This window comes from Cupriavidus taiwanensis (assembly GCF_900249755.1).
GTDB classification, from domain to species: Bacteria; Pseudomonadota; Gammaproteobacteria; order Burkholderiales; family Burkholderiaceae; genus Cupriavidus; species Cupriavidus taiwanensis_D.
Genome location: NZ_LT976854.1, coordinates 968,693 through 984,279 on the forward strand (window position 1 = coordinate 968,693; position 15,587 = coordinate 984,279).

The 15,587-nt window shown below is 68.2% G+C and carries 17 protein-coding genes and 1 riboswitch; of the genes, 8 read left to right on the top strand and 9 right to left on the bottom strand.

What is annotated here, in order from left to right:
• Positions 1-49 precede the first annotated feature (49 nt).
• The 4 genes from CBM2594_RS20150 to CBM2594_RS20165 all read right to left on the bottom strand — a co-directional run bounded on the left by CBM2594_RS20150 (position 50) and on the right by CBM2594_RS20165 (position 4,455).
• Positions 50-1,411, bottom strand: a complete 1,362-nt coding sequence (locus CBM2594_RS20150; RefSeq protein WP_116358560.1) for a GntP family permease — start codon at positions 1,409-1,411, stop codon at positions 50-52.
• A gap of 233 nt (positions 1,412-1,644) precedes the next feature.
• Complete coding sequence (locus CBM2594_RS20155) at positions 1,645-2,037, bottom strand: RidA family protein (RefSeq protein WP_012355941.1); 393 nt, start codon at positions 2,035-2,037, stop codon at positions 1,645-1,647.
• A 55-nt stretch (positions 2,038-2,092) separates the two neighbouring features.
• Positions 2,093-3,547, bottom strand: a complete 1,455-nt coding sequence (locus tag CBM2594_RS20160; protein WP_116358561.1) for an N-acyl-D-amino-acid deacylase family protein — start codon at positions 3,545-3,547, stop codon at positions 2,093-2,095.
• 2 nt (positions 3,548-3,549) lie between these two features.
• Positions 3,550-4,455 (bottom strand): MurR/RpiR family transcriptional regulator, encoded by a 906-nt coding sequence (locus CBM2594_RS20165; protein ID WP_116358562.1) that lies wholly within the window; start codon positions 4,453-4,455, stop codon positions 3,550-3,552.
• 36 nt (positions 4,456-4,491) lie between these two features.
• Here CBM2594_RS20165 and CBM2594_RS26885 point away from each other — a divergent pair, with 36 nt between their 5' ends.
• Genes CBM2594_RS26885 through CBM2594_RS20180 form a run of 4 tightly spaced genes read left to right on the top strand, consistent with a single transcriptional unit; the run spans position 4,492 to position 7,594 of the window.
• Complete coding sequence (locus CBM2594_RS26885) at positions 4,492-4,677, top strand: hypothetical protein (RefSeq protein ID WP_147310437.1); 186 nt, start codon at positions 4,492-4,494, stop codon at positions 4,675-4,677.
• Positions 4,678-4,685: 8 nt separating this feature from the next.
• Positions 4,686-5,954, top strand: coding sequence for an alanine racemase (locus CBM2594_RS20170; protein WP_116358563.1), 1,269 nt, complete (start codon positions 4,686-4,688; stop codon positions 5,952-5,954).
• Between the two features lie 13 nt (positions 5,955-5,967).
• Positions 5,968-6,903 carry a sugar kinase gene (locus tag CBM2594_RS20175; protein ID WP_116358564.1) on the top strand — a complete coding sequence of 312 codons (936 nt, stop codon included), beginning with the start codon at positions 5,968-5,970 and terminating at the stop codon, positions 6,901-6,903.
• 46 nt (positions 6,904-6,949) lie between these two features.
• On the top strand, positions 6,950-7,594 hold the full coding sequence (locus tag CBM2594_RS20180; RefSeq protein WP_116358565.1) for a bifunctional 4-hydroxy-2-oxoglutarate aldolase/2-dehydro-3-deoxy-phosphogluconate aldolase: 645 nt from the start codon (positions 6,950-6,952) through the stop codon (positions 7,592-7,594).
• A 71-nt stretch (positions 7,595-7,665) separates the two neighbouring features.
• Here CBM2594_RS20180 and CBM2594_RS20185 read toward each other — a convergent pair whose 3' ends face one another.
• From CBM2594_RS20185 to CBM2594_RS20195, 3 genes are all read right to left on the bottom strand, one after another.
• Positions 7,666-7,797, bottom strand: a complete 132-nt coding sequence (locus tag CBM2594_RS20185; protein ID WP_010814145.1) for an entericidin A/B family lipoprotein — start codon at positions 7,795-7,797, stop codon at positions 7,666-7,668.
• Positions 7,798-7,941: 144 nt separating this feature from the next.
• Positions 7,942-9,258, bottom strand: a complete 1,317-nt coding sequence (locus tag CBM2594_RS20190; RefSeq protein WP_116358566.1) for a GGDEF domain-containing protein — start codon at positions 9,256-9,258, stop codon at positions 7,942-7,944.
• A 311-nt stretch (positions 9,259-9,569) separates the two neighbouring features.
• The gene (locus CBM2594_RS20195) at positions 9,570-10,883 is read right to left on the bottom strand and encodes a hemolysin family protein (protein WP_116358567.1); all 1,314 of its coding nucleotides are present in this window, start codon (positions 10,881-10,883) and stop codon (positions 9,570-9,572) included.
• Between the two features lie 191 nt (positions 10,884-11,074).
• Here CBM2594_RS20195 and CBM2594_RS20200 point away from each other — a divergent pair, with 191 nt between their 5' ends.
• The gene (locus CBM2594_RS20200) at positions 11,075-11,968 is read left to right on the top strand and encodes a helix-turn-helix domain-containing protein (RefSeq protein ID WP_116358568.1); all 894 of its coding nucleotides are present in this window, start codon (positions 11,075-11,077) and stop codon (positions 11,966-11,968) included.
• Here the strand turns inward: CBM2594_RS20200 and CBM2594_RS20205 are convergent.
• Positions 11,943-12,572 carry an acyloxyacyl hydrolase gene (locus CBM2594_RS20205; RefSeq protein ID WP_116358569.1) on the bottom strand — a complete coding sequence of 210 codons (630 nt, stop codon included), beginning with the start codon at positions 12,570-12,572 and terminating at the stop codon, positions 11,943-11,945. The two genes, CBM2594_RS20200 and CBM2594_RS20205, sit on opposite strands and share 26 nt — an antisense overlap.
• A 252-nt stretch (positions 12,573-12,824) precedes the next feature.
• Positions 12,825-12,983, top strand: a riboswitch (FMN riboswitch).
• A 174-nt stretch (positions 12,984-13,157) separates the two neighbouring features.
• Between CBM2594_RS20205 and ribB the strand changes: the two genes are divergently transcribed.
• Complete coding sequence (gene ribB / locus CBM2594_RS20210) at positions 13,158-13,865, top strand: 3,4-dihydroxy-2-butanone-4-phosphate synthase (RefSeq protein WP_147310438.1); 708 nt, start codon at positions 13,158-13,160, stop codon at positions 13,863-13,865.
• Positions 13,866-13,969: 104 nt separating this feature from the next.
• Complete coding sequence (locus tag CBM2594_RS20215) at positions 13,970-14,539, top strand: surface-adhesin E family protein (RefSeq protein ID WP_116358571.1); 570 nt, start codon at positions 13,970-13,972, stop codon at positions 14,537-14,539.
• 35 nt (positions 14,540-14,574) lie between these two features.
• On the opposite strand, the gene CBM2594_RS20220 is transcribed toward CBM2594_RS20215, so the two are convergent.
• Positions 14,575-15,003, bottom strand: coding sequence for an RT0821/Lpp0805 family surface protein (locus CBM2594_RS20220; protein ID WP_116358572.1), 429 nt, complete (start codon positions 15,001-15,003; stop codon positions 14,575-14,577).
• 198 nt (positions 15,004-15,201) lie between these two features.
• On the opposite strand from CBM2594_RS20220, the gene CBM2594_RS20225 reads away from it, so the two are divergent.
• On the top strand, positions 15,202-15,573 hold the full coding sequence (locus tag CBM2594_RS20225; RefSeq protein ID WP_116358573.1) for a hypothetical protein: 372 nt from the start codon (positions 15,202-15,204) through the stop codon (positions 15,571-15,573).
• Positions 15,574-15,587 lie beyond the last annotated feature (14 nt).

Consider the following 15,587-nt stretch of genomic DNA (forward strand, 5'->3'; position numbering starts at 1 on the left):
CGCGTCGCATTCCCGGCCGGCGATGGCATGCAGGCCGACGGGGCCGCCGTCAGACCAGCGTGGCCAGGCCCAGCGTCAGCAGCAGCGCCACCACCGAGATGATGGTTTCGCAGACCGACCAGGTCTTGAAGGTCTGGGCCACGGTCATGTTGAAGTACTCCTTGACCAGCCAGAAGCCGCCGTCATTCACGTGCGACAGTATCAGCGAACCGGCGCCGGTGGTCAGCACCAGCAGTTCGGGCCGGGTGCCGGGCACGCTAGCGGCAATCGGCGCGACGATGCCGGCGGCGGTGGTCATGGCGACCGTCGCCGAGCCCGTGGCGATACGGATCATCACCGCGACCAGCCAGCCCAGCACCAGCACCGACACGTTGGCGCCCGTGGCAACGTCGACGATGGCGGTGGAGATGCCAGAATCGCGCAGGATGCGGCCGAAGCCGCCGCCGGCACCGACCACCAGCGTGATGATGGCGGTGGGCGCCACGCATTCGTTGGTGAACTTGAGGATGGTTTCGCGATTGAAGCCGCGCGCCTTGCCGAAGGTGTAGAAGCTCACCAGCGCGGCGATCAGCAGCGCCATCACCGAGTTGCCGATCAGCTTCAGGAAATCGTTGGCGAAGGTCTTGGGCGTGGTGAACAGGTCGGCCCAGCTGCCGATCAGCATCAGCACCACCGGCAGCAGGATGGTGAACACCGTGATGCCGAAGCCCGGCAACTGGTGCGATTCCTTGACGCGCTCGTCCTCTTCGGTGAACTGCACGGCCAGCGGGTTGTAGTCGGGCAGCTTGACGTAGCGGTCCATCAGCCTGGCGAACAGCGGGCCCGCCAGCGCCGCGGTGGGGATGCCGACGATCAGCGCATACATGATGGTCTTGCCGATATCGGCGCCATAGGCGGTCACCGCGAGCAGCGCGGCCGGGTGCGGCGGAATCAGGCCGTGCACCACCGACAGCCCGGCCACCATCGGGATGCCGACCAGCACCATCGACGTGCCGGTGCGCTTGGCGACGTTGAAGGCGATCGGCACCAGCAGCACGAAACCCACTTCGAAGAACACCGGCAGGCCGACGATGAACGCGATCGTGGCCATCGCCCAATGCACGTTCTTCGCGCCGAAGAAATCGATCAGCGTGTTGGCGATGCGCTCGGCGCCGCCGGACTCGGCCATCATCTTGCCCAGCATGGTGCCCAGGCCCACCACCAGCGCGATATGGCCGAGGGTGCCGCCGACACCGGCTTCAAAGGACTTGACGATCTCGCTCATCGGCATGCCTACGGCAAAGCCGAGCAGCACCGAAACGACGACCAGGGTAATGAACGGGTTGAGCTTGTAGCGCGCAATCAGCACCACCAGTGCGATCACTGCGATCAGCGCATACACCAAGAGCGTGGTTCCTGTGACGGGACCCATGTTGTCTCCTTGCGTGGAAAAAGGCCGCTTGTGGCGGCAGATGTCAGGCTTGTCGTTGGTTTGCTCCCCTCTCCCGCGTGCGGGAGAGGGGCAGGGGGTGAGGGCGGGCGCTTGCCAGGCATGAAGGTGCTGGCTTCGTGGAGGCTCCCGCCCTCACCCCCGCCCCTCTCCCATTTCATGGGAGAGGGGAGCAAACCCTCAGCCGGCGATCAGGAATCAAGCCCGCAGCAGGCTCACGCCGCCGGCTTCTTGTAGGCGATGCAGTCCACCTCGACCTTGCAGTCCACCACCATGCTCGACTGCACGCAGGCGCGCGCGGGCGGGTTGGCGCCGAAGTATTCCTTGAAGATCTTGTTGAACGAGGCAAAGTCGCGCGTGTCGTCCAGCCACACGCCGCAGCGCACGACGTGCTCGGGGCCGTAGCCGGCCTCGGCCAGGATGGCCAGCACGTTCTTGATGGCCTGGTGGGTCTGGGGCACGATGCCGCCGTCGATGACCTCGCCGTTGACCATCGGCACCTGGCCGGAGACATAGAGCCAGCCATCGGCCGCCACTGCGCGGGCAAAGGGCATGTGCTGGCCGCCGGTACCGGTGCCGCCTTCGACGCCGAATCGTTTGATGTCCATGGGTACTCCTGGAATGAGATGGATAGGGGAAGGAAGTCGCGGCGCTGCGCGCGGGTCAGGCCGCGCCGCGGGGCAGGAACCGGCCGGCGCGCACGCCGGTGCTCTGGCGCTGCTGCCATGACAGCTCGCCGTTGACCCAGACCGAGGCAATGCCCTCGGCCGGTTGCATGGGATCGGTAAAGCTGGCGGCGTCGCGGATGGTGGCGGCGTCGAACAGCACCAGGTCGGCCCAGTAGCCTTCGCGCACGAAGCCGCGCTGGCGCAGGCCGAAGCGCTCGGCCGACATGCCGGTCATCTTGTTGACGGCCACGGTCAGCGGGAACAGTTCGCGGTCGCGCGCATAGTGGCCCAGCACGCGGGGGAACGCACCCCACAGGCGCGGGTGCGGCAGCGGGTCGTTGGGCAGGCCGTCCGAGCCGACCACCGTGGCGGGGTGGCTCAGGATGCGGTCGACGTCGGCGTCTTCCATGCAGTGGTAGACCGCGCCCGCGGGCATCAGCCGGCGCGCGGCCTGGTTCAGGTCGACCTGCCATTCGGCGGCGATGTCGGCGAGCAGGCGGCCGCTCATTTCCGGTGCGCCTTCGGACCAGGTCACCATGATGTCGAAGTCGCTGGTGACCTGCTTCAGGTCCAGCGTGGACGAACTGGCGGTATAGGGATAGCAGTCGCAGCCGACCGGCTGCCAGCGCTGCGCGCCGTCGAGCGCATCCAGCACCTCGGTGCTGCGGCCCCAGTTGGCCACGCCGGCGCATTTCAGGTGCGAGATCACTACCGGCACGCGCGCATGGCGGCCGATGCGGAAGGCCTCGTCCATGGCATCGAGGATCTCGGCGAATTCGCTGCGCAAATGGGTGGCGTAGAGCGCGCCGGCGTTGGCCAGCGGCTCGGCCAGCGCCAGCACTTCCTCGGTCGGCGCGCTGAAGGCGTTGGCGTAGGCCAGGCCGGTGGACAGGCCCAGCGCGCCGTGCTGCAGCGCTTCTTCCAGCTGCGCGCGCATCGCCGCGATTTCCTGCGGCGTGGCGGCGCGATCGAAGCGGTCCATATGGTTGCTGCGCAGCGCGGTATGGCCGACCAGCGCGGCGACATTGACCGCGGGCCGCGCGGCCTCGACCGCATCGACATAGGCCTTGAAATCCGGATAGCGGAAGGCGTCGGCATGGCCCAGCAGGTTCATCGGGTCGGGCGGCTCGCCCGCCAGCGTGACCGGCGCGGCGCTGATGCCGCAGTTGCCGACCACCACGGTGGTGACGCCCTGCGACAGCTTGGGCGTCATCTCGGGCTGGCGTACCACGTTGGTGTCGTCGTGCGTATGCACGTCGATAAAGCCGGGGGCGAGCACCAGGCCGTCGCCCTCGACCACGTGCGCGGCCGCATCGGGGTCGATCGCGCCGGGGGCATCGATGCGGGCGATGCGGCCATCGCGCAAGGCCACGTCGGCCAGGCGCGCGGCCGCGCCGGAGCCGTCGATCAGCGTCACGCAGCGGATCAGGGTATCGAACAGGTGTGGCATGGTCAGTCTCCCAGCGGCTGGCGGCTGTCGGGGCCCTTGCCGGGACCGCTGTCGCCGCGATGGCTGTCCAGCACGTACTTGAGCCGGCGCAGGCGCTCCTTGCTCTGGTCCGGCTGCAGCAGCGCGCACTGCGTAGCCAGCACGTCCAGCACCATCAGCATGGCGTAGCGCGATGCCGATGGCTTGAAAATGAAATCGGTCTCGAGCGTGCGCACCGGCAGCAGCACGTCGGCGCGCGCGGCCAGCGGCGAGCCCAGCGCGGTCACGGCCACCAGGCGGGCGCCGTATTCGCGCGCGATATCGCAGCTGGCCAGCATCTCCGGCACACGGCCGCTGGCCGAGAAGGCCAGCACCACGTCGTCGCGCCCCAGCGTGGCCGCCACCATCTTCTGCAGCAGCGCATCCTGGTAGCTGGCCACCGGCAAGCCCAGCCGCGCCAGCCGGTGGCGCGCTTCATCGGCCATGAACGACGAGCCGCCGCCCATGCCAAAAGCGTAGACCATGCGTGCGCCCAGCAACAGGCGCGCGGCCTGCTCGATGCGCTGCGTATCCAGCAGCCCACGGTTGGCTTCCAGCGCGGTGAGGATGTCGGCGTGGATGCTGTCGGCCAGCGTCGCGGGCGCGGCGTCGGCGGCGGGAACGTTGCCGAGCTGCAGAAAGCGCGCGCCCACCGCCGCGGCCTGGGCCAGGCGCAGCTTCAGGTCGCGCACGTCGCGGCAGCCGATCGCCTTGGCAAAGCGCGTCACGCTGGCTTCGCTGACGCCGGCCTGCCGGGCCAGCTCGTTGATGCTCGCGGCCGCGGCGCCGGCCAGGTCTTCCAGCACCACCTGCGCCACCTTCTGCTCGGCCAGGCGCAGGGCGGGGCCCCGTTCGGCGATGCGGGTCAGGATGTCGAAGGGCGCGGTCATGTTCGGTGGCGGGGCGAGGGTGGCGTAAGGGGTGCGATGCTTGATGTGACGAAATCTGCAGTCGGCGCGGGCAGGGGCTATAACAGTGACTGGCGACCGATGGCGAGCGCCCTTGCTGGAGGCACGATGCTGCCGCTGTCGCGTTGTGTGTTACTTTATAACAGTGATGAAATATCTTATTTTCAGGGCTATCATTACGTCAATCAGATTTTTTCAGGGTGATGACAGGCATGCGTGAAATAAAGTATCAGGCTGGCGTGATCGATCCGCTCAACAAGGCGCTGGGCCGGATGGAGGCTCCCATTGCCCCGGACGCGGCCGGCCAGACCGGCTGGCGCCTGTTGCAGGAAGAACTGAGCCTGCCGGCCGCGGTGCTCTATGAAGACCGTCTCGCGCATAACCTGGAATGGATGCGCCGCTTTATGAACGAATACGGCGTGCAGCTGGCGCCGCATGGCAAGACCACCATGGCGCCCAAGCTGTTTGCCCGGCAACTGGATGCCGGCGCGTGGGGCATCACCCTGGCCACCGCGCACCAGACCGCCGCCGCGCATGCGCACGGCGTCAAGCGGGTGCTGATGGCCAACCAGCTGGTCGGCCGCCGCAACATGGAAATCATCGCGGACCTGCTGCGCGATCCGGACTTTGAATTCTTCGCGCTGGTGGATTCGGCCGCGCTGGTCGACCAGCTCGGCCGGTTCTTCCGCCAGCGCGGACAGAAGCTGCAGGTGCTGCTTGAGCTGGGCGTCGAAGGCGGGCGCACCGGCGTGCGTGACGACGCGCAGCAGCAGGCCGTGCTCGACGCACTGGCGCGCTGGCCCGACGCATTGTCTCTGGCCGGCGTGGAAATCTACGAGGGCGTGCTGAAGGAAGAGGCCGATATCCGCAAGTTCCTGCAGCGCACCGTCGCGGTCACGCGGCAACTGGCCGCGCAAGGGCGCTTCGGCCGCAGCCCGGTGGTGATGTCGGGCGCGGGCTCGGCCTGGTACGACGTGGTGGCCGAGGAATTCGCGCGCACCGACATCGGCGCGCCGATCGACATCGTGCTGCGCCCCGGCTGCTACCTGACGCACGACGTCGGCATCTACCGCGCCGCGCAGCAGCGCATCCTGGCAAGCAACCCGGTCGCGCAGAAAATGCGCGAGGGTCTGCTGCCGGCGCTGCAGCTGTGGGCCTATGTCCAGTCGATTCCGGAGCCCGACCGCGTCATCATCGGCATGGGCAAGCGCGATGCCGCCTTCGACGCCGGCATGCCGATTCCGGCGCGCCGCTACCGGCCCGGCACCGAGGCGCCGGTGGACGTGCCCGCGCATTGGGAGGTCACCGGCATGATGGACCAGCACGCCTACCTGCAGATCCGGCCCGGCGACGACATCCAGGTCGGGGATATGATCGCCTTCGATATCTCGCACCCGTGCCTGACCTTCGACAAGTGGCGCCATATCCCGGTGCTGGATCGCGACCTGCGCGTGATCGACATCGTGCAAACCTTCTTCTGAGGCAAACGGCCCCATGAGCATCGATATCCTCGCCTATGGCGAGCCGCTGGTGGAATTCAACCAGCAGCCGGACGATCCGTCGCGCTACCTGCAGGGTTTTGGCGGCGATACTTCAAACTTCTGCATTGCCGCTGCGCGCCAGGGCGCAAGCACCGGCTATATCTGCGCGGTCGGCGCCGATACCTTCGGCGAGCGCCTGCGCGCACTGTGGACGCAGGAGCGGGTCGATACACGGCATGTGCACGTCGACGCCAGCGCGCCCACCGGCGTCTACTTTGTCTCGCACGACAACCACGGCCACCGCTTCGACTACCTGCGCGAAGGCTCCGCCGCCAGCCGCTACCAGCACGAGCAACTGCCGCTGGGCGCGATCGCCGCGGCGCGCTACCTGCACCTGTCCGGCATCAGCCTGGCGATCAGCACGAGCGCGTGCGACGCCGGCCTCGATGCGATGGAGCACGCGCGCAAGGCCGGCACCAAAGTCACGCTGGACACCAACCTGCGGCTGCGGCTGTGGTCGCTGGCCCGCGCGCGCGGCATCATGCGCGAAGCGTTCCGCATGACCGACGTGTGCCTGCCCAGCTGGGACGACATCACGGTGCTGACCGGGCTCGATGACCGCGATGCCATCGCCGACTACCTGCTCGGCTGCGGCATCGGCCTGGTCGCGCTGAAGCTGGGCGAGGAGGGCTCGTACATCGCAACGCCGGAATCCCGCAGCCTGGTGCCGGCCTATCCGGTCACGCCGGTCGATGCCACGGGCGCGGGCGACTGCTTCGGCGGCAGCTTCGTCGCGCGGCTGGCCGCGGGCGCCGATCCGTTCGAGGCGGCGCGCTATGCCAATGTGGCGGCAGCGCTGTCGACCACCGGCTATGGCGCGGTGGCGCCGATTCCCGATGCGCAGACCGTGCTGGCGCGGCTGGCGCAGTCGGTCTCGGTGATCGCCTGAGCCGCTTACGTGAGCTGATGTTTTCCTGACCTACCGCGAGATCGCCATGTCAAACCAGACTTCCCCGCTGCTTCCACGCCTTGCCGATGTGCCGGTGATCCCGGTGCTGGAATTCCACTCGGTCGACGAGGCCCTGCACGTCAGCGAGGCGCTGGTCACCGGTGGCTTGCCGCTGCTGGAGATCACGCTGCGCACCCCGGTGGCGCTGGAAGCGATCCGCGCCGTCGCCGCTGCGTTGCCGCAGGCGTGCGTCGGCGCCGGCACGGTGCTGAACCTGGAACAACTGCATGCGGTGCGCGACGCGGGCGCGCAGTTTGCCGTCTCGCCCGGCCTGACGCCGGCGCTGGCCGCGGGCGCGCAAGGCGCGGGGATCTCGCTGCTGCCCGGCGTTGCCACCGCCAGCGAGGCCATGGCGGCATTGGAAGCCGGCTTCACTTTCCTCAAGTTCTTCCCCGCGCAGGCGGCGGGCGGGGTGCCGATGCTGAAGTCGCTGGGCGGGCCGCTGCCGCAGCTGCGCTTCTGCCCGACCGGCGGCATCGATGCCGCGCTGGCGCCGTCCTACCTCGCGCTGCCCAATGTGGTGTGCGTGGGCGGGTCGTGGGTGGTGCCGAAGGATGCCGTCGCCGCCGGCGACTGGGGCCGCATCCGCGCGCTGGCCGAACAGGCCAGGGCCCTGCGCGCCAGGCCCTGAACTGTCCTGTGCAAAGCAAAACGGCACGCCCGATGGCGTGCCGTTCTGCTGTCGATGCAGCCCTGGCCGGGTTACTTGTGGCGGTCTGCCGAGCTTTCCAGCTTCTGGCCGCCGCGCTGAATGTCCTGGCCGAGCCCCGCCATCGTGTTGCAACCCGCCAACAGAGTGGCAAACAAAACGCACCAGATCCAACCTTTCTTCACGCCGGGCTCCTTTCTATAGGGTTGAGAATCGAGAGATTCGTCGAGTTACGGATTGACGCGGATTTTACCGCCGCTGCGCGCAGCTTTGATAGCGGGTATGTCGCAATTTGTAAATCCTGCAACGGCGCGGCGGGCATCCGTCGATCAGGCCTGCGGCGCCAGCAAGGCGCGGGCGCGCTGCTGGATCGCCGCATGGGTCTGCAGCAGCCACACGGCCGGGAACGGCTGCGCCAGCAGGTAACCCTGCACGCTGTGGCAGCCCCAGGCGCGCACCGCATCGAGCTGCTGGCGGGTTTCGATGCCCTTGGCGCAGACCGACGCGCCGGCGCGCCGCGCGGCGCGGCAGGCTTCGCGCAGGCTGTCGGTGCGGCTGCGTAGCTCGCGCGCGTGGCCCAGGCCGCGTGCGTCCAGCGTGACGGCGTCGGGCTGCAGCGCCGCCAGCGCCTCGCGGCAGGCGGGGCTGTCGTCGAAATCGCCCAGCGCCAGCTGCAGCCCGCGCCGGCGCAGCGCGGCAAAGCGGTCGATGAGGTCGTCGTCGGTCGGCACCGTGCTGGCCGGCAGTTCGATGCACAAGTGCTCCGGCGCGATGCCGCCCGCATCGAGCGCCTGCGCCAGCGCCTCCACCATCTGCGGGCGATGCAGTTGCGCGCTCGAGGCCAGCAGGGTGAATTGCAGCGGGGCGATGGTCTCGGCCGCACGCACCAGCGGCAGCACGTTTTCCAGCAGCCAGTTGCCGATGCGGCCGACCAGTCCGAGCGTTTCGACGCCGGGCAGGAAGTCTTGCGGCGCCACGCGGCCGAGCACGGGATGCTGCCAGCGCAGCCGCACCGTATAGCCGCTGACGGCGGCGCCGGCCAGGTCGGCACGCGGCTGCAGCTGCAGGCTCAGCTCGCCGCGCTCGAGTGCGTCGGGCAGTGCCGCCAGCAACGGGGCCGCGGGCGGCGGGGCCGGCTTGTCGGCGCGCGCCAGGCCAGCGCCGCCCTGGCGGTTGACCCGCAGCATCGCGTCGAACGCCTGCTGCAGGCTGCGCTCGGCCGGGATGTCGGCATGGTCGTTGGCCACGCCGATGCTGCACGACAGATGCAGCTCGAAGCCATCGAGTGCGAACGGCCGGGACAGGTCATCGGCCACGCGGCTGGCAATCTGGCCCGGATCCGGCACGCCGGCGGGCAGCGTGGTGATGACCGCCAGGTCGGCAGCGGCAATCCAGTGCATCAACGCGCCCGGCGGCAGCAGGCAGGCGATGCGGGCCTGCACGATGCCGCGCAGCCTGGCCGAGCGGTGCGGCCCGAGCGTTTCGCAGGCGCTGGCAAAGCGGTCCAGCCGGATCGCCAGGATCGCGGCCGGCTTCCCGGGCTGGGCGCGGCGCGCGCTCAGCGCGCTCACCAGCGCGGACGGTTGCATCGCGCCGTCGCCGCCCCGGGCAGCGCGCGCGACGATGTCGTCGGCATCATGATCCATGCATGATCTTGCGGGCCGCTGGGAAATGGCTTGCGGCGCACGCGTCTCCCCGTGTCTGAAATGGTTCTTCGGCAGGCCGCCAGCAACGGTGCCGTAGCAGCCGTGCCCTTGGTGCAGCCATGCGTGGCGCGGCCGCATGCTGGCCGCGCAGCCCGATCATAAGCGAAGGGAATTGGGAAGGGGCGTTGCAGATTGCGCCAAAGTGATTCAGTCGCAACTGCATTTGATTTGGATCAATGCGGCGCCATCCAATTTCCAATGGAAGACGCGGTTGATGCCGCGGATCGGCCGGCGGCGTCGGCCTCCGGTCCTCAGCCGGTGGTTTCTTCCTCGGGTCCCTCCTGCGGCGGCAGGCGCTCGGCCAGGACCTTGTCGATGCGTTTGCCGTCCATGTCCACAATCTCGAAGCGCCAGTCGCCCCATTGCACCGTGTCGGCAATCTGGGGCAGGCGCCCCAGCAGCAACAGCAGCATGCCGGACAGCGTGTGGTAGCGCTCCTTTTCCTCCTCGGGCACCTGGCGCAGGCCGATGCGATCCTTCAGTTCGGGGATGGGGATCAGGCCGTCGAGCAGCCACGAGCCATCGTCGCGCTGGACCGCCCACTCCTCGCCGGCGGCCTCGGCCTTGAATTCGCCGGTGATGGCTTCGATCAGGTCCTGCAGCGTGACCAGGCCCAGCACCTCGCCGTACTCGTCGATGACAAAGGCGATCTGCCCGCCCGAGGCGCGGAAGTTTTCCAGCAGTTCCATGCCGGTCACGCTTTCGGGGACGAACACCGCGGGCTGCACCGCGGCCTGCAGGTCGGTCTCTTCGCCGCGCAGCCGGCGCGCCAGCAACTGGCGCGCGCTGACCACGCCGATGATGTCGTGCATGCCGCCACGCACCACCGGGAAGCGCGAATGGTCGGATTCTTCGATGCGGCGCAGGTTTTCGTCCAGCGTAGCTTCCACGTCCAGGTAGACCACGTCGCCGCGGGGCACCATCAGCGAGGCCAGCTGGCGGTCATCGAGCCGGAACACGTTGCGCACCATGGTGTGCTCATGCTGCTCGATCACGCCGGCTTCGGAGCCTTCCACCAGCAGCGCATGGATTTCTTCCTCGGTCACGCCGGGGCCGCGGTCAACCTTGGTGCCAAGCAGGCGCAGCACCAGCCGCGTGGAGCTTGACAGCAGCTTGACGAAGGGGGTCGACGCCACTGCCAGCCAGCCGATCGGGCGCGCCACCAGCCGCGCGATCAGCTCGGGCGCCATCTGGCCCAGGCGCTTCGGCACCAATTCGCCCAGCACGATGGAAAAATAGGTCAGGCCCGCCACCACGATCGCGGTGGCCATATAGCCGGCGGTGGTTTCCGAGATGCCGAAACCCTGCAGCCACAGGCCCAGCGGTTGCGCCAGCGTCGATTCGCCGACCACGCCGTTGAGCACGCCGATCGAGGTGATGCCGATCTGCACGGTCGAGAGAAAGCGGGTGGGGTCCTCGCCCAGCTTCACCGCCGCGATGGCGCCGCGGTCGCCGTTCTCGATATGGCGTTGCAGACGTGCCTTGCGGGCTGTAACGAGTGCAATCTCGGACATCGCAAACAGGCCGTTCAGCAGGATCAGCGCCAGTAATATGGCAATTTCCATCAGGGTGCGCGCCCTCTGCGCGCCGGGTGTCTGAAAAGATCAAGCATACCATTCGCCTGTTACACGACGGCGCCGCTGTGATGCGCCCGCCGCAAATGCCGGCTTTCTTTGACGCACGCCCAAGGCCTGCATCGCTGCGATTACCTGCCAGGTATTCGCAGCGCGGCCGCCGCCATGCTGTAATAGCCGGCATGGAAACGCTGACCCCTGCCTCCGAGTCCACGCTCGACTTCCCCGGACTGCTGCGCTACTGGCGCGGCAAGCGCGGCTACAGCCAGCTGGCGCTGTCGCTCGCCGCCGGCGTGTCGCAGCGCCACATCTCCTTCCTCGAGTCCGGGCGCGCCCGCCCCAGCCGCGAGATGGTGCTGGCCCTGGCCGAGCGCCTGGGCGTGCCGCTGCGCCAGCGCAACCGGCTGCTGCTGGCCAGCGGCTTCGCCCCGGCCTACAGCGAACACGCGCTGAGCGCGCCGCCGCTGCAAATGGTGCAGCAGGCGATCGCACTGATCCTGGCCAAGCAGGAGCCGTACCCGGCCGTGGTGCTGGACCGCTTCTGGAACCTGGTCGACGCCAATGCCGCGTACCGCCGCATGTTCGATACCTTGCTGGGCGGCCGCCCGCCGGCATCGCTTGACGACGACCCGCACCGGATCAACCTGATGCTGACCGTGTTCGATCCCGACGGCCTGTGGCCGGTCATCGAGAATGCGCGCCAGGTCGGCCGCTACCTGTTGCGGCGGGTCTGGCAGGAGCTGCAGGTGCAGGCGCACGACCAGACCGCGCGCGCGCTGTTCGCGCGCATCGCCGGCTGGCATCCGGACATGGTGGGCCCCGGCGGCGTGCTGCTGCCCGAAGATGACGGCAGCGACGGCCCGCCGCCGCCGCTGCTCCCCGTGGTGCTGCATGCGGGTGCGTTCCGCGCGTCGCTGTTCTCGACGCTGACCACGCTCGGCATTCCGCAGGACGTCACGCTGCAGGAGCTGCGCATCGAATGCTTCTTCCCGGCCGACGATGCCACCCGCAGCCTGTTTGAAACGCAGGGCGGGGCGCATGAGCGGTCCGTCAGAAGCGGTAGCGCAGGTAAATGACGTGGAAGGTGGTGCCAGGATTGGGCTCCTTGATGCCGCCATTGGACAGATGCTGGATGCGGTAGCCCGCGGTAAAGTTGCGGTCCTTGCCGACCATCACGCCAAGCCCCGCGTACTCGGAGAACTGGAACGCGGTGGAAATGACGTGGTCATCCGAGGTCCTCGTGCCGGTCAGCAGCCGCGGACCCACCGACAGCTCAAGGAACGGCACCCACGTGTGCCGCCACCATCCGATCCGCACCACCGGTGAAGCGCCGAACTCCCACAGGTCGTTCGGATTGTTGTTGCTGTCGCTGAGCCAGCGCGCCACGTTGATTTCCCACTGCAGGTCCACCTGCCAGCCTTGCGGGTTGCCCCACGCCAGGCCCGAATCCCACAGCATGGCGATCTCCGCCTTCTGCACGTGATGGCTGTCGTCGAAGCCGTAGCCCAGCTGGACCGCGGGCGCCGCGCGCGCGGCTGCGCTCAGGGATCCGGCAAGCGCAAGCAGCGCCGCAAGGGCGGCGCGGCGCGGCCGGCGCCAGTGCCGCGCGGAGAAGATTGGAAGGAAAGGGATGCAACTCGCATGGCTGTCTCGTCTGGCTTCTTGGTCTGGCTGGAGCATGGGAAGCACGCTGAAAAGATGCTGCGTTGTTGTCAGGCAAGCCATGGGAGAACGGTTGCTTGCAGCTCCCCGGGCGCTGCCTCCTTACCCTATTTGTAGTACACCGGAAGGCACGTTGCCGAGACCGAACGTGACCGGCACCACTGCGCGGGCCGCACCAGGATAGGGGCTGCGCGCGGGGCTGGCAGTGACCCGGGACAATCGTGCTAACATGCGCGGGCCGGTGCCGGCCGCCAGGCCGGCCCGGTTACGTTACGTCTTCAGGGCGGGGTGGAAGTCCCCACCGGCGGTATGCCGCGACGCGCAGCGCGCGTCCGGCGAGCCCGCGAGCGCTCGCATTCCCGTGCGAGGTCAGCAGACCTGGTGAGAGGCCAGGGCCGACGGTCATAGTCCGGATGAAAGAAGATGAACGGAGCTTGCCCGCGTGGCCTGGCATCTCTGCCTCGCCCTGTGGTTTGCCGAGCCTTGCGCGCGCGCGCAGGGCGCGGCGGGCTCGTGCGCGTGCCGACAGCACGGCGTGCGGGCCTTGCAGTTCCGTTGACCCTTCCCCTGGAACGCCCATTGATGCTGAACCAGGAGCGTTTCATGTCTAGCTTTTCCACCGAAGCCATTGCCCCCGCGGCGTCCGCGGATTCCCTCGTCAATGCCACGATCGATACGATGGCCGACGCCGACCCGCGCGCGCTGGACTTGCGCATCGAGCAGGCCCTCGAGGCCATGCGCGAAGGCCGGCCCGTGGTGCTGCTCGATGACGACGACCGCGAGAACGAGGCCGACCTGATCCTGGCCGCCGAGCGCCTGACCCAGGCCAACATGGCCATGATGATCCGCGAATGCAGCGGCATCGTGTGCCTGTGCCTGCCGACGGACAAGGTGCGGCGCCTGGGCCTGCGGCCGATGGTCGAGCACAACCGCAGCCAGTACGGCACCGCCTTCACCGTGTCGATCGAAGCCCGCGAGGGCGTCAGCACGGGGGTCAGCGCCGCCGACCGGATCACCACCATCCGCGCGGCCATTGCCGAGGACGCGGGCGCCGAAGCCGTGGTCAGCCCCGGCCATGTGTTCCCGCTGGTGGCGCGCGACGGCGGCGTGCTCGAGCGCCGCGGCCATACCGAAGGTTCCGTCGACCTCGCGCGCATGGCCGGGCTGTCGCCCGCCGCCGTGCTGTGCGAGCTGATGAATCCGGATGGCACCATGGCGCGGCGCGCGGAAGCGTTGGCCTTTGCCGAGATGTACCGGTTGCCGGTGCTGACCATCGAGGACCTGGTCGCCTGGCGACGCCGGCACGGCTGAAGCCCACCGGGATGCATGGATCAGGGCGTGCCCGCGCGCCGCAATGCATGCATCCTGTGCGACAATGCGGATCGCATTTTTCCCGTCTACATGAGGGTAATTCCATGATGTTCCGCATGTTTCGGCACGCAGCCGCGCTGGCTGGCTGCGTGTTCGGGCTGGCCCTGCCGCAGGCGCATGCCGATGACGGCGCCGCGCCGGCCTCCGCATCCCGGCCCGCCGCTGCCGCCGGCCTCTACGAGTGCCAGGTTCCCGGCACCGGTACCGTGTTCCGCTCGACGCCCAAGGAAGGCTGCCGCATGGTGGCCGCGCCCGATCCCGGCGCGCCCGATCCGCAGCGCTGGCTGCCGCTGATGGGCGCCAATGGTGTGATTTCCTATTTCGACCAGTCGGCGGTGCGCCGCCAGGGCACGCAGGTTGGCGTGGTGGTGATGCGCAATTCGCCGTCAGGCGTGATCCGCACCGCCAGCGGCGAACCGATCCGGTCTTCGCTCAAGCGCATGGTGCTGAACTGCGCCACGTCGATGTATGCGGTGGTCGAGCAGACGCTCTACAGCAAGCGCTTCGCGCGCGGTGAATCGCTCTACACCATCCGCGCGCCGCAATCCGGCACCTTCCAGGTGGCCGGCCCCGGCACCATCGCCGGGGAACTGCTGCGCAAGCTATGCCGCTGAGCCGGCGCCGCGCGGCACAGTCTGTTGCGGCTGGCTTAATCGCCCACGTGGCGCGACTTCCATTGCCCGTTGGACTGCTTGCAGAACCAGCCGCTCCAGTGTTCTTCGGCACTGCCGCGCTTGAGGTCTGACTTCAGGCGCCGGCAAGGCTGGCCCTTGTCGGTCTTGCTTTCGATCGGGGTGATGGTGCCGTCGATCTGCTGGCGCCGTCCCGCGGCCGGATAGGTCCAGTCCACGGACTGGCCGTCGGCCGTATCGTTCAGCGCCGTACGCACCGACTTGGCCAGCGACGCGCCTTCCTTGTCGTTGAGCGTGCCGATGATGGTGCCGCTCAGGTAGTTGTCGAAGTACGCCTGCGCCGGAGCGGTGGCGAACAGCAGCGCGGCGCCCAGCGCGCCTGCGAATGCGGCACGCAGGGCAGGGCGGGCAAGGCCGGCGTTGGGGGTGGTGGGCCGAGGCAGCATGACGGTTCCTTGTGGCTTCATGGTGGCGTTCGAGTGGCATTGTAAGCGCAATGCGGGGCAATGATGGCCCTTGCCGGCGCGGCTCGCCAATCGCGTCAACCGGACCGCGGTTGACACGTGCTTGCCGCTGACCTAGCGTTGATTTCTGCCCCCTCGTGCCGCGCACGACGGGCGCCCATTCCTGCGAGAGGAGACCCCATGACGCTGCGCTATCTCACAATCGGCCTGGCCGCCGCCTGTGCCTTTGGCACGCTGCACGCCCAGACCGCTGGCAAGGCTGACCAATTCAATCCGTACACCGACGGTGCCAAGCAGGACAAGTTCAATCCCTACACCGACGGCGCCAAGCAGGACAAGTTCAGCCCGTACACCGACGGCGCGAAAAGCGACAACGTGACCGCGCTGAACCCGGGCGCCAGGCCCGACCAGATGGAACCGATCCAGGGCGGGGCGCAGAAGTCGTTCGACTCGTTCAGCCAGGGCGGCATGAACAGCGGCAAGTTCGATCCCTATTCCGAAGGCGCCAAGAGCGGCAAGTTCGATCCCTACAGCGAAGGCGCCAAAAAGTAACAGTGTATTAAACG

Bases quoted from the DNA above. Each gene is read 5' to 3' on its own strand.
- CBM2594_RS20150 (WP_116358560.1), bottom strand. From the start codon at position 1,411: ATGGGTCCCGTCACAGGAACCACGCTCTTGGTGTATGCGCTGATCGCA.
- CBM2594_RS20155 (WP_012355941.1), bottom strand. From the start codon at position 2,037: ATGGACATCAAACGATTCGGCGTCGAAGGCGGCACCGGTACCGGCGGC.
- CBM2594_RS20160 (WP_116358561.1), bottom strand. From the start codon at position 3,547: ATGCCACACCTGTTCGATACCCTGATCCGCTGCGTGACGCTGATCGAC.
- CBM2594_RS20165 (WP_116358562.1), bottom strand. From the start codon at position 4,455: ATGACCGCGCCCTTCGACATCCTGACCCGCATCGCCGAACGGGGCCCC.
- CBM2594_RS26885 (WP_147310437.1), top strand. From the start codon at position 4,492: ATGCTTGATGTGACGAAATCTGCAGTCGGCGCGGGCAGGGGCTATAAC.
- CBM2594_RS20170 (WP_116358563.1), top strand. From the start codon at position 4,686: ATGCGTGAAATAAAGTATCAGGCTGGCGTGATCGATCCGCTCAACAAG.
- CBM2594_RS20175 (WP_116358564.1), top strand. From the start codon at position 5,968: ATGAGCATCGATATCCTCGCCTATGGCGAGCCGCTGGTGGAATTCAAC.
- CBM2594_RS20180 (WP_116358565.1), top strand. From the start codon at position 6,950: ATGTCAAACCAGACTTCCCCGCTGCTTCCACGCCTTGCCGATGTGCCG.
- CBM2594_RS20190 (WP_116358566.1), bottom strand. From the start codon at position 9,258: ATGGATCATGATGCCGACGACATCGTCGCGCGCGCTGCCCGGGGCGGC.
- CBM2594_RS20195 (WP_116358567.1), bottom strand. From the start codon at position 10,883: ATGGAAATTGCCATATTACTGGCGCTGATCCTGCTGAACGGCCTGTTT.
- CBM2594_RS20200 (WP_116358568.1), top strand. From the start codon at position 11,075: ATGGAAACGCTGACCCCTGCCTCCGAGTCCACGCTCGACTTCCCCGGA.
- CBM2594_RS20205 (WP_116358569.1), bottom strand. From the start codon at position 12,572: ATGCTCCAGCCAGACCAAGAAGCCAGACGAGACAGCCATGCGAGTTGC.
- ribB (WP_147310438.1), top strand. From the start codon at position 13,158: ATGTCTAGCTTTTCCACCGAAGCCATTGCCCCCGCGGCGTCCGCGGAT.
- CBM2594_RS20215 (WP_116358571.1), top strand. From the start codon at position 13,970: ATGATGTTCCGCATGTTTCGGCACGCAGCCGCGCTGGCTGGCTGCGTG.
- CBM2594_RS20220 (WP_116358572.1), bottom strand. From the start codon at position 15,003: ATGCTGCCTCGGCCCACCACCCCCAACGCCGGCCTTGCCCGCCCTGCC.
- CBM2594_RS20225 (WP_116358573.1), top strand. From the start codon at position 15,202: ATGACGCTGCGCTATCTCACAATCGGCCTGGCCGCCGCCTGTGCCTTT.